The sequence below is a fragment of the Paraburkholderia caballeronis genome, assembly GCF_900104845.1.
Classification (GTDB): domain Bacteria; phylum Pseudomonadota; class Gammaproteobacteria; order Burkholderiales; family Burkholderiaceae; genus Paraburkholderia; species Paraburkholderia caballeronis.
Genome location: NZ_FNSR01000002.1, coordinates 2231852 through 2243925, shown reverse-complemented (window position 1 = coordinate 2243925; position 12074 = coordinate 2231852). Strand labels below are relative to the sequence as shown.

The window sequence follows — 12074 nt, the reverse complement described above, 5'->3', positions numbered from 1 at the left end:
CGGATCGACGGCTTAGACGAGCGTGAGCGTCACGTCGATGTTGTTGCGCGTCGCGTTCGAGTACGGGCACACGATGTGGGCCTTGTCGACCAGCGCCTGCGCGGCGTCGCGGTCCATGCCGGGCAGCGAGATCTTCAGTTCGACTTCGATGCCGAAGCCGGTCGGGATCGCGCCGATGCCGACGCTGCCGTTCACCGACACGTCCGCCGGAATCGCGACCTTGTCGCGGGCGGCGACGAACTTCATCGCGCCGAGGAAACACGCGCTGTAGCCGGCGGCGAACAGTTGCTCGGGGTTGGTGCCCGCCCCGCCCGCGCCGCCGAGTTCGCGCGGCGTGGTCAGCTTCAGTTCGAGGTTGCTTTCGGGCACGACGGCGCGGCCGTCACGGCCTCCGGTTGCGGTGGCGTTGGCGCGGTAGAGGACTTTGGCGATCGACATGACAGACTCCTTGGTTGAATAAATGACAGGGTTAAAGCGGTTGAAATCGAGGGAGTGGCAGAGGGATCAGCCGTGCGTATAGGACGGGATCTCGTGCGCGGCGCGGGCCTTCGCGAGATCCGCGCGGACTTCGGCGCGGGTCAATCCGGCCGATTCGACGACCTGGGCGGGCTGCGCCGGGTAATACGTCTGCGAGAAATCGGGCAGGCGGCTCGTATCGGCGCCGCGCAGATGCAGGCGCAGATGCGCACGCGCGCTGCCGTGGACGGTCGCGGCGGCGTGCGGCTGCACGTTCGCCGGCGGATAGTCGTGACCGCCGTCCGCGAACGCCGGTGCGGCAATCACGCTGGCGAGGACAAAGGCACCCATCAGCTTCTTGTTCATGATCGACTCCTTCCCAAAAGGGTATCTACTGCTAGATAGATGAAGCTTGCAAAAAAACGGGCGTAGTCGCCGCCCTTTCTGCCTGTCGTCTATCTATCACAAGATAGACGACGGGCCCCGATAAAAGGGCGGCGAACCGCCCTGCTTCCAAAACCGTTCAAACCACCGCGTCAGGTCGTCGTTTTCCAGACCGCCCCAACGTCTTCCAGCCGTGCCTTCGTATGAAACAGCCGGCTGGCGAGCACGCTGCCCTGAAACGCCGCATACATCGCGCGGGCTGCATTCTCCGGCTTGCCGTTCACCGCCAGCGTGCCTTCGCTCGCACCCTGCGCGAGCACCTTCGCGAGCCAGCTTTCGTTGGCCTTGAAGAACGCCTGCACTGCCTGCCGCACGTTGTCCGGCAGCGACTCGATGTCCGCGGCGAGCATCCCGCACAGACAGATCTGGTCGCCGTCGCCGAGCGTGCGGCCGAACAGCTTCGTGTACTTGCCGAGCTTCGCGTCGGCCGGCAGCGCCGGATCAATCGCGCCGAGCGCATCGAGGACGTCCTTGCTGTATTCGTTCACCGCTTCGAGCACCAGGTCGTCTTTCGACGGGAAGTAATAATGGATGCTCGACGTCTTCACACCAACCAGTTCGGACAGATCGCGGTAACTGAATCCGTTGTACCCGCGCATCATCATCAGCGTGATGGCGTGGTCGAGAATCTGTTCGCGGACGGTTGCTGTCGTTTCCATGAGTCGTACTTTATCTACTGGAAGATAGAGAGTCAAGGACTTTTTTCGAAATTCTCCGGGCGCGGCTGGGAGCGCGTCGTGTACGTTGTTCTTTCATTCCGCTTTCCGGCTCGCGTCCGGCACGCTCCGCCCGCGATGAAACCAGCCGTCCGATGCGAAAAAGGCCGGGCCGGCATATCGCTCGACCCGGCCCTTCAGCGCAAAAACAGCCCGCGCTACGTCAGTGCGAATGCCGCGGCTCGCCGCGCTCCGCGATCACCTTCAGATACAGCGTCGCCGGCTCCAGGCACCCGCCGGTGGACAACTGGCCGACGTTCTGCCGGTAAAGCTCCTGCCACGGCGTCTGCGACGGCGGCGCGGTAAACGTCGCGTGTTCGCGGCGGCGTTCGAGTTCCGCGTCGTCGATCAGCACGTCCACGCGGCGCTCGTTCAGGTTGACGCGAATCCGGTCGTTCGTGCGCAGCAGCGCAAGGCCGCCGCCGACCGCCGCTTCCGGCGACATGTTCAGGATCGACGGGCTCGCGGACGTGCCGCTCTGCCGCCCGTCGCCCATGCACGGCAGCGAGTCGATGCCGCGCTTGATCAGCTCGGACGGCGGCGCCATGTTCACGACCTCCGCGCTGCCCGGATAACCGACCGTGCCGGCGCCGCGAATCACGAGAATGCAGTGCTCGTCGATTTCGAGCGCCGGGTCGTTGATCCGCGCGCGGTAGTCCTCCGGCCCGTCGAACACGATCGCGCGCGCGTCGAACACGTTCTCCGCGCCCGGCTCGCTGAGATAGGTCTTACGGAACGCGTCGCCGACCACCGACATCTTCATGATCGCGCTGTCGAAGAAGTTGCCCGACAGCACCATGAAACCCGCGCCGTGCTTCAGCGGCGCGTCGTGCGGGCGGATCACGTCGTTGTCGGCGTCCGGCGCGGCCGACGCGATGTCGCCGACCGTGCGGCCCGACACCGTCAGACACTCGCGATGGATCAGCCCTGCCGCGTCGAGCTGCTTCACGATCGCCGGCACGCCGCCCGCGCGGTGGAAACTCTCGCCGAGGTATTCGCCGGCCGGCATGCAGTTCGCGAGCAGCGGCACCTGTTCGCCGACGCGCTGCCAGTCCGCGAGGCTCAGCTCGACGCCGATGTGCCGCGCGATCGCGATCAGATGCGGCGGGCAGTTCGTCGACGCGCCGAGCGCGGAGGCAACGACGATCGCGTTTTCGAACGCTTCGTGCGTCATGATCTGCGAGGGCCGCACGTCGTCGCGCACGAGGTCGCAAATCCGCTGGCCGGTCTTGTACGCCATCTGACCGCGTTCCCGATACGCGGCCGGAATGCTCGCGCAGCCGGGCAGCGACATGCCGAGCGCTTCCGCGAGACTGTTCATCGACAGCGCGGTGCCCATCGTGTTGCAGTGGCCGATCGACGGCGACGACGCCGTGGTCAGCTCCATGAAGCCTTCATAGTCGATCTCGCCGGTCGCGAGCAGGTTGCGCGCATGCCAGATCACCGTGCCGGAGCCGACGCGCTGGCCGTTGTACCAGCCGTCGAGCATCGGGCCGCCGGACAGCACGATCGCCGGCAGATCGACGGTCGCCGCCGCCATCAGGCATGCGGGCGTGGTCTTGTCGCAGCCGGTCGTCAGCACGACGCCGTCGAGGGGGAAGCCGTGCAGGATCTCGACGAGGCCGAGATACGCGAGGTTGCGGTCGAGCGCGGCGGTCGGCCGGCGGCTCTGCTCCGCGAGCGGATGCACCGGGAATTCCATCGGAATGCCGCCCGCGTCGCGGATGCCCGCCTTCACACGCTGCGCGAGTTCGAGGTGGTGACGGTTGCACGGCGCGAGATCGCTGCCGGTCTGCGCGATGCCGATGATCGGTCGGCCCGACTGCAGCTCCTCGCGCGTGAGGCCGTAGTTCATGAAACGCTCGACGTAGAGCGCGGTCATGTCCGCATGGGACGGATCGTCGAACCATTCCTGGCTGCGCAGCCGTCGCGGGGTGGGTTGAGACATCTCGCCTGCTCCTCCTAAAGATCGGCCGGCCTACTCTGATCGCGGCGCGCGCTCGCGAACGCGGCGCACCCGGCGGCAGGACCGTTACCGGTAACATTCCGACGATGTTAGCATGGCTCGGCGCGCAAACCCAAGGGTTTCGCGCGACGCGGTTGCGGTGGCCAGCGCGAAAAAAGAACCGTGCGAGTCCTGATGGATCCGCGAGACGCGCGAGATGCGCGAGATGCGCGTTACGCGCTCTCGCGCGACACGACCGTGTAGTCGATCCTGACGTTCCTCGGCGCGCGCGCGTCCGCGCCGTCGCCCTGCTCGCGCGCGGCCAGCGTCGCGAGCAGCGTTTCGCCAGTGCGCTCGCCGATCCCGTATGCGTCGACCGACACCGTCGTGATCGTCGGATGGCAGCAGCTCGCGACCTCGAAGTTGCCGAAGCCGGCGATCGCGAGATCGCCCGGCACCTTCAGCCCGCGCCGCTGGCATTCCATGATCGCGCCGAACGCGGACATGTCGCTCACGCACATCACCGCTTCGGTGTCCGGCCATTGCGCGAGCAGCGCGGCGATCGCGGGGCCGCCGTGGCTCATCGTGATCGGCGAATCGCCGAGCCGGATCGCGCGCGGCTCGCCGAGACCCTGCGCCTTCACTTCCATCTGATAACCCTTCAGCCGGTCGAGGCCGCGGCGGTCGAGCGTGCTCGCGCCGCCGATGAAGCCAATCCGGCGATACCCGCGCCCGGCCAGGTAGCGGACCATCTCGCGCGCGGCCTTCACGTTCGAGAAACCGACGGCCGTGTCGATCGGCTCGCTGGGCAGGTCCCACATCTCGACGACCGGAATGCCCGAGCGTTGCAGCAGCGCGCGTGTCGCGTCGGTGTGCTGCGCGCCGGTCAGCGCGATCGCGCGCGGCTGGTGGCGCAGCATCTGCCGCACGAGCCGTTCCTCGCGTTCGAGCGAATAATCGGTGTCGCCGATCAGCAGTTGCAGCCCTTCCCGTTCGAGCACCGCGGTCAGCCCGCCGACGGTGTCCGAGAAGTTCGAACTCGACAGCGACGGCACCAGCACCGCGACGAATTCGGAGCGGCCGGACGACAGCGCGCCCGCCGCCGCATCCGCGACGTAGCCCAACTGATCGACCGCCTGCTGCACCCGCTCGCGCGTCGCGAGCGATGCGCTTCGTCCGGCCAGCACGCGCGACACCGTCATCTTCGACACCCCGGCGAGCCGGGCGACGTCGGACATGCGGGGCGGCCCGGCTTTCGGGGCGGCGGTCGTGACGGTTGTTTTGGTCATCGAATCGGCATCGGCGGAATGGGAAACGACGCATATGATAGCCGCAGACTTCCGCGTTCCGGCCGCGCGCGACGACCTGCGGCGCATCGCGCGTGGTTGCACGCGGCGTGCGCCGCGGCGCGGATGCGGGAATACCCCTGGCGCGATTCATCTTGAATACGCGTTTCGCCGCGTGCTACCTTGTTTACGGTGTTACCGGTAACTGATCGCATCAGACGACGGCCGGCAACCCGCCGCGCCGGCCGATGCCTTTCGTCGCCAGACGGGCACACGCACCACGCCTTCCGTGCTCCGCCTTCCTTTCGCTCCGATGCGCCGGCGAACTAAATAATTTCAATCAAGAGCATTAGTGGAGAAGAGACAGATGAGTTCCGGACAGGTCGTCAGGACCGATGCCGCCGCGCACGCGGCGAATCCCGAGCAGGCCGGCCCCACGGCCGAGCAGTTGCGCCGCGCGATCGTCACCGGCGCGGTCGGCAGCGCGCTCGAATACTACGATTTCGCGATGTACGGACTCGCGTCCGCGCTGGTGTTCAACCGCGTGTTCTTCGCAAGCCTCGGCACCACGGCCGGGCTGCTCGCGAGTTTCGCGACGTTCGGCGCGGGTTTTCTCGCGCGGCCGCTCGGCGGCCTGTTCTTCGGCTCGCTCGGCGACCGCAAGGGCCGCAAGTTCGTGCTGCTGGCGACCGTCACGCTGATGGGCGTCGCGACGACGCTGATCGGCGCGCTGCCGACCGGCCCGATCGGCGCGGTGCTGCTCGTCGCGCTGCGGCTGCTGCAAGGTTTCGGCGCGGGCGCCGAGCAGACCGGCGCGGCGACGCTGATGGCCGAGATGGCGCCGGTGAAGCGGCGCGGCTATTACGCGGCGCTGCCGTTCGTCGGCATCTTCGCGGGCCTCACGCTCGCGACCTTCACGTTCAAGATCCTCCAGTCGTCGATGAGCCCGGACGAACTGCTCGCATGGGGCTGGCGCGTGCCGTTCCTCGCGAGCATCGTGCTGATCGGCATGGCGATCTGGATCCGGCTGCGGCTGAAGGAAAGCCCGGTGTTCGAGCAGCTTGAGCGCAAGCACGAGGTGATCGGCGCGCCGATGCGCCTGATGCTGCGCAAGGGCCGCCGTCCGCTGATCGCGACGACGCTGATGCGCCTCGCGGAAACCGGCGGCTCGACCATCTACACCGCCGTCGCGATCGCGTATCTGTCGAACTTCGTGTCGGTGCAGCAGCACCTGCCGCGCGCGCAGCTCGACGCGATCGGCACGCGCGCGGTGCTGATCGCGAGCCTGCTCAGCATCTTCACGACGCCGCTGTTCGGCGCGCTGACCGACCGCGTCGGCCGCCTGCCGGTGTACCGCGTCGGCGCGGTGTTCTCCGTCGTGTGGGCGATCCCCGCGTGGTGGATGATCAGCACCGCCGATCCGTTCTGGGTCACGCTCGCGCTCGTCGGCGGCTTCTCGTTCGGCGCGAACAGCATGCTCGGCTCGCAGTGCGCGCACTTCGCGGAACTGTTCGGCAACCGCTACCGGTATTCGGGCGTCGCGCTGTCGCGCGAACTCGGCGCGCTGCTGGCGGGCGGCCTCGCGCCGATCCTCGGCCTGTTCCTCGTGAGCCTGTCCGGCGGCCGCTTCTGGGTGATGGGCGTGTACATGGCGACGCTCGCGGTGCTGACCGTGATCGGCACGCTGCTGTCGACCGAGACGCGCCTGCGCGACCTGACCGACCTCGACGATGCGGTCGGCGCGGGTTCGGCCGACGGCTACGCGCGGGAAGCGGCGGCCGTCGCGCGCGGTTGAGCACGCGGCGCAGCGCACGTCGATCCGGTTGCGATCGTGGCGCGGCCGCCGTCTTCGCTCACGGACGATGGCCGCGCCGCGATCGTCAGCCGGCGTCGCTGACGCGCCGTTCCAGTTCGAGCATCAGGCCGCTGTGATCGACGTCGCCGTCGTGGTTCAGCAGCGCGTCGAACAGCCCTGCCGTCAGATGCGCATACGGCGTCGGGCTGCCGGTCGCGTTGGCGGCGTCGATCGCGTTCGCGAGATCCTTCAGGTGCGTCGCCGAACGGCCGCGCGGCGCGTAGTCGCGCTCGACCATCCGCGCGCCGTGCAGACGCAGGATCGGGCTGTCCGCGAAGCCGCCCGCGAGCGCGGCGATCACCTTCGCGGGGTCCGCGCCGCCGCGCCGCGCGAGCAGCAGCGCCTCGGCCACCGCGCCGATCGTCGCGCCGACGATCACCTGGTTCGCGAGTTTCGTCAGTTGTCCCGAGCCATGCGGACCGACGAGCGTCGGCCGGCCCATGCAGGTCAGCATCGGCAACGCGCGCTCGAACACGTCCGCGTCGCCGCCGCACATGATCGCGAGCGTGCCCTGCTCCGCGCCGGCCGTGCCGCCGGACACCGGCGCGTCCAGATAGCGGACGCCGTGTGCCGCGAGTTGCCGCGCGTGGTCGCGCGCTTCGGCCGGACGGATCGAGCTGGTGTCGACGACGATCGCGCCGGGCGTCAGCGCGTGTTGCACGGCCGGGTCCAGCAGCACGCGCGCAACCGCCGGGCCGTCCTGCAGCATGGTGACGACGAACTGCGCGCCGGCGACCGCTTCGGCGGCGGTTTCGGCGACGCGCGCGCCGTCGGCTTCGAGTTCGCGCGCCTTCTGCACGGTCCGGTTCCACGCGTTCATGCGATAGCCGGCCCGCAGCAGGCGACGCGCCTGGCGCGCGCCCATCAGGCCGATGCCGAGGAACGCGATCGTCGTTTCGTTCGCGGCCGGGTTCGGGTTCGTCTGGGTCGGGGTGGTCGGGATCAACTGCGTCTCCATTGAATGCCGGTGCGCGCGCGGGCTGTCGTCCGCACCGGTCCTGTTGTGAATGAAGTCCTTCTGCCCGGGAGGTTCCGGGTGTTCATGTTACCGGTATCAAGTTTTTACTTCCATCCTTCCAGTCACGTTCACCGATACACCGATACGAGAATGAGCCAACCTCACCTGCTGGTCGTCCAGCGTTACCCCGATAACGACATGGAACAACTCGCGCAGCATTACACGCTGCACGTGCTGTCCGATTCGGCTTCCCCCGAACGGCTGCTCGCCGAAGTCGCGCCGCACGTGCGCGCGGTCGCGACGAACGGCGAGGCCGGCGCGAGCGCCGCGTTGATCGACGCGCTGCCGCACCTCGAAATCGTCGTCTGTTACGGCGTGGGGGTCGATGCGATCGATCTCGCGCGGGCCCGCGAGCGCGGCATCCGCGTGACGAACACGCCGGACGTGCTGACCGGCGACGTCGCGGACATGGGGCTTGCGCTGCTGCTCGCGCTCGCGCGGCAGATTCCGGCCGCCGATGCCTACGTGCGGCGCGGCGACTGGCCGCGCGCGCCGCTGCCGCTGACGCGGCGGGTGTTCGGCGCGCGGCTCGGCATCGTCGGGCTCGGGCGCGTCGGGCGCGCGCTCGCGAAACGCTGCGCGGGGTTCGAGATGGACATCGCGTACCACGACCGCGTCGCGTTCGACGACGTGCCGTATCGCCATTGCGGCAGCGTCGTCGAACTGGCCGCGCGCAGCGACTACCTGGTCGTGTGCGCGGCCGCCGATGCAGGCAACCGGTCGCTGATCGGCGCGGACGTGTTCGATGCGCTCGGCCGCGACGGAATGCTGGTGAACGTCGCGCGCGGCAGCATCGTCGACGAACCGGCGCTGCTGCGGTATCTGCGCGACAGGCGGATCGCGGGCGCGGCGCTCGACGTGTTCTGGAACGAGCCGAACATCGATCCGGCGTTTTTCGCGCTCGACAACGTCGTGCTGCAACCGCACCGGTCGAGCGCGACCATCGAGACGCGCGCGGCGATGGCGGACCTCGTGCGCGCGAATCTGCGGGCGTTTTTCGCGGGGGAACCGCTCGTTACCGAGTACCGGATTGCTGCGTAGCGCCGCGTGACGTGGGCGGGCCGGGCCGTGAAGTCGCAGCACGGCCAGGTCCGGCAACGCGTGGAATCAAGGGCGCGCAGGCGAACCGGCTTGTTCCTGTCGGTCATGGTCTGTGCTTGAGCACTGACCATGACCTCGTCCCCGAAGGGGATGTGCCTCAAGTCGGGAGGACTGCGCGGATGGCCTGGCAACGCGTGACATAGAAAGCGGACGGTACGCACGCGAGCCGGCTTGTCCCAGGCGGTGACGACGCAACGCCCGCATGCCCTCGCCGCCTTCAACCCGCAATCGCCCCGGCCGCCACGCAAAACACGACCACCGCCAACGGCGCAACCTTCCACCGCACGAGCAGCGCAAACGCGACGACCGCGACCACGAAATCGGTCCCGTTCAGCACCGCACTCGTCCACACCGGCGAATAAAGCGCCGATGCGAGCAGCCCGACCACCGCCGCGTTCACGCCGGCGAGCGCGGCGGCCATCGACGGCCGCCGGCGCAGCGCGGTCCAGTACGGCAGCGCCGCGATCACGAGCAACAAACCCGGCAGGAAGATCGCGACGGTCGCGAGCAGCGCGCCCGCCCAGCGATGCGGCTCCGGCTGCGCGACCCAGCCGAGGTACGCGGCGAACGAAAACAGCGGACCCGGCAGCGCCTGCGCGGCGCCGTATCCGGCGAAGAAGCTGTCCGGCGCGACCCAGCCGGTCGCGACCGTGCGTTGTTGCAGCAGCGGCAGCACGACGTGGCCGCCGCCGAACACCAGCGCGCCGGACCGGTAGAACGCATCGAACAGGGCGAACGCATGCGCGGCGGCGGTCTGCCCGGACAACGGCACGCGAATCAGCAGCACGCAGAACAGCCCGAGCGCAATAGCGCCGACCCGGCGCTGCACGCGCGCAACGGCCGGCGGCGGCTCGCCGCGACTGGCGACGCCAGCATCCGCCTCCACGCCCCCCCGCGCGCGGCACGACACCGCCCCGAGCAGCGCGCCGACGCCGATCGCGATGAGTTGCGCATACGGCCCCGACAGCACCCCGAGCAGCACGATCGCGACGACCGCGATCGCCGCGCGCGGACGATCCGCGCAGAGCCGGCGCGCCATGTCCCAGACCGCCTGGGCGACCACCGCGACCGCAACCAGCTTCAGCCCGTGGATCACGCCCGCGCCGACCGTCCCGCCGAGCCGCGGCGCGAGCGCGGCGAACGCGATCATCAGCAGGAACGACGGCAGCGTGAACCCCAGCCACGCGGCGAGCCCGCCCCGCCAGCCGGCGCGGACCAGGCCGATCGAAAACCCGAGCTGGCTGCTCGCCGGCCCCGGCAGGAACTGGCACAGCGCGAGCAGATCCGCGAACGTGTCGTGATCGAGCCAGCGCCGCCGCTCGACGAATTCGCGGCGAAAGTAGCCCAGATGCGCGACCGGCCCGCCGAAACTCGTCGCGCCGAGCTTCAGGAACGCCAGCAGCACCTCGGCGAAACGGCCCGGACGGGCGGTGCTGCGCGAGAGTCCTGTTTCCATCGATGGTCGGGGTTGTGCCGGTGCCTGATTCGCGGCGCGAGGCCGCCACCGGATGCTAAGGAGCGTCGCCGATACGTGTCAACGAAATCCGCGCCACTGTCGCCGTTGACATGAATCAACGGCGCAACGCGTCCCGTTCTTACAGTGGGAACAGTTCGGTCTCGCCGGACCCTGTCCGACGCCGGGCTCACCCGATGGAGCGCACCATGAGCTACAAGACCCTGCTAGTCCACCTCGACACCAGCCAGCGCGCGCAGGCGCGCCTCGACGTCGCACTGCGGCTCGCGCGCCGCTTCGACGCGCATCTGACCGGCATCTTCGCGACGTTCGTGCCGGACCCGCGCTCGTTCTACCTGATGGCCGGGTCCGCCGACTACTTCGATTCGCAGCGTCAGACGCGCGACGAGCAGCGCGCCGCGATCGAGCGGCTGTTTCATGCGGAACTGACGCGCGCGGGCGTCGAAGGCCAATGGCTCGCGCCGGCCGAGTATGCGAACGAAGCCGTGATCCGCGCGAGCCGCGGCGCGGACCTCGTGATCGCCGGCCAGGCCGATCCCGAGGATCCCGAAGCGTATCTGGGCGACCGCTTCCCCGAGGACCTCGTGATGTCGTCCGGACGCCCGGTGCTCGTGATCCCGTATGCGGGCCGCTACGACCCGCTCGGCGACCGCGTGCTGATCGCGTGGGACGGCAGCCGCGAGGCGGCGCGCGCGGTGCACGACGCGCTGCCGCTGCTGCTGTTCGCGTCGCGCGTCAGCGTCGTGCGCGTGAGCACGGCCGGTTCGCCGCCGAAGCCGCAGCGTCCCGGCCTCGACATCGTCGATGCGCTCGCGCGGCACGGCGTGGCCGTCGATGCGGCCGGCATCGTCAGCGACGCCGACGAGACCGCCGGCAACGCGCTGCTGTCGTATGGCGCGGACGCCGGTTACGACCTCGTCGTGATGGGCGCGTACGGCCACGCGCGCTGGCAGGAGCGGATGCTCGGCGGCGTCACGCGCACGATGTTCGAGTCGATGACGCAGCCGGTGCTGATGTCGCACTAGCCGCCCGCCGCCCTGCCCCGAAACGGAGAACCGCCATGTATTCCCGCATCCTCGTCGCGCTGGACGGCAGCGAGACCGCGTCGCGCGCGTTCGACACCGCGCTCGATCTCGCGCGCGACGCCGGCGCGCAACTGCTGCCGCTGTACGTGATCGACGCGCCGGTGCTCGCGTACGACGTGCCGGGCTACGACCCGTCGATCGTCCGCAATGCGTTCGTCGAGGAAGGCGAGCGGATCGCCGCCGACGCGCGCGAGCGGATGGCGAAACGCGGCGTCGCCGGCGAGCCGCGCATCGTCGAGGTGAAGATGCCCGGCGAGGACGTCGCGCACTGCATCCAGCAAGCGGCCGCCGACTGGCATGCGCAGTTGATCGTGATCGGCACGCACGGCCGGCGCGGCGTGCGGCGGATGGTGCTCGGCAGCGTCGCCGAGCGCGTGCTGCGCAGCGCGACCTGCCCGGTGCTGCTGGTGTCCGCGAACATGAAAACAGCCGCGCCGCCAGCCGGCGCAACGAACGCGAACGCGTGAATGCGAATGGCTGTGGCAGTCCGGTCCTGGCCGACGAAGGATGCGCGCAGCCGGCGCGCGACCGTGCGGACCACGCTCGTCCACGACCGCTATCGCAACAGGAAACCGCGCCTTCAGCCATGCGCCGATCGAATCCGCAGTGAGCCACGTTTGGGTCGGGGCACCACGCGCCGCGCCCCCTCGCCGGTGCCGATTGATTTGCCGTTTCAGACTTGCCGCTTCACGGC

The 12074-nt window shown here is 69.1% G+C and carries 11 protein-coding genes; 4 read left to right on the top strand and 7 right to left on the bottom strand.

The features are described 5' to 3' along the window. Positions 1 to 12 precede the first annotated feature (12 nt). The 5 genes from BLV92_RS26530 to BLV92_RS26510 form a co-directional block, all read right to left on the bottom strand. On the bottom strand, positions 13 to 438 hold the full coding sequence (locus BLV92_RS26530) for an organic hydroperoxide resistance protein (protein WP_090550933.1): 426 nt from the start codon (positions 436 to 438) through the stop codon (positions 13 to 15). Between the two features lie 66 nt (positions 439 to 504). Then, positions 505 to 822 carry a DUF4148 domain-containing protein gene (locus tag BLV92_RS26525; RefSeq protein WP_090550931.1) on the bottom strand — a complete coding sequence of 106 codons (318 nt, stop codon included), beginning with the start codon at positions 820 to 822 and terminating at the stop codon, positions 505 to 507. A gap of 170 nt (positions 823 to 992) precedes the next feature. Continuing rightward, on the bottom strand, positions 993 to 1559 hold the full coding sequence (locus BLV92_RS26520) for a TetR/AcrR family transcriptional regulator (RefSeq protein ID WP_090550928.1): 567 nt from the start codon (positions 1557 to 1559) through the stop codon (positions 993 to 995). 220 nt (positions 1560 to 1779) lie between these two features. Further along, on the bottom strand, positions 1780 to 3564 hold the full coding sequence (locus tag BLV92_RS26515; RefSeq protein WP_090550926.1) for an IlvD/Edd family dehydratase: 1785 nt from the start codon (positions 3562 to 3564) through the stop codon (positions 1780 to 1782). Between the two features lie 230 nt (positions 3565 to 3794). Then, entirely contained in the window at positions 3795 to 4799 is a 1005-nt protein-coding gene (locus BLV92_RS26510; RefSeq protein WP_090550924.1) for a LacI family DNA-binding transcriptional regulator, read from the bottom strand. 415 nt (positions 4800 to 5214) lie between these two features. On the opposite strand from BLV92_RS26510, the gene BLV92_RS26505 reads away from it, so the two are divergent. Continuing rightward, a complete protein-coding gene (locus tag BLV92_RS26505) occupies positions 5215 to 6642 on the top strand; it encodes an MFS transporter (protein WP_090550921.1) in 1428 nt (475 codons plus the stop codon). Positions 6643 to 6727: 85 nt separating this feature from the next. Here the strand turns inward: BLV92_RS26505 and BLV92_RS26500 are convergent, their stop codons facing one another. Further along, on the bottom strand, positions 6728 to 7648 hold the full coding sequence (locus BLV92_RS26500; protein WP_256216285.1) for an NAD(P)-dependent oxidoreductase: 921 nt from the start codon (positions 7646 to 7648) through the stop codon (positions 6728 to 6730). 162 nt (positions 7649 to 7810) lie between these two features. Between BLV92_RS26500 and BLV92_RS26495 the strand changes: the two genes are divergently transcribed. Next, positions 7811 to 8761: a 2-hydroxyacid dehydrogenase gene (locus BLV92_RS26495; RefSeq protein ID WP_090550916.1), complete on the top strand. Its 951-nt coding sequence runs from the start codon at positions 7811 to 7813 to the stop codon at positions 8759 to 8761. 277 nt (positions 8762 to 9038) lie between these two features. Here BLV92_RS26495 and chrA read toward each other — a convergent pair whose 3' ends face one another. After that, the gene (gene chrA / locus BLV92_RS26490) at positions 9039 to 10277 is read right to left on the bottom strand and encodes a chromate efflux transporter (RefSeq protein ID WP_090550913.1); all 1239 of its coding nucleotides are present in this window, start codon (positions 10275 to 10277) and stop codon (positions 9039 to 9041) included. Positions 10278 to 10483: 206 nt separating this feature from the next. Between chrA and BLV92_RS26485 the strand changes: the two genes are divergently transcribed. Both BLV92_RS26485 and BLV92_RS26480 read left to right on the top strand, forming a co-directional pair. Beyond that, positions 10484 to 11320, top strand: a complete 837-nt coding sequence (locus BLV92_RS26485) for a universal stress protein (protein WP_090550911.1) — start codon at positions 10484 to 10486, stop codon at positions 11318 to 11320. A 35-nt stretch (positions 11321 to 11355) separates the two neighbouring features. Beyond that, positions 11356 to 11847 carry a universal stress protein gene (locus tag BLV92_RS26480; protein WP_090550909.1) on the top strand — a complete coding sequence of 164 codons (492 nt, stop codon included), beginning with the start codon at positions 11356 to 11358 and terminating at the stop codon, positions 11845 to 11847. Positions 11848 to 12074: the final 227 nt, after the last annotated feature.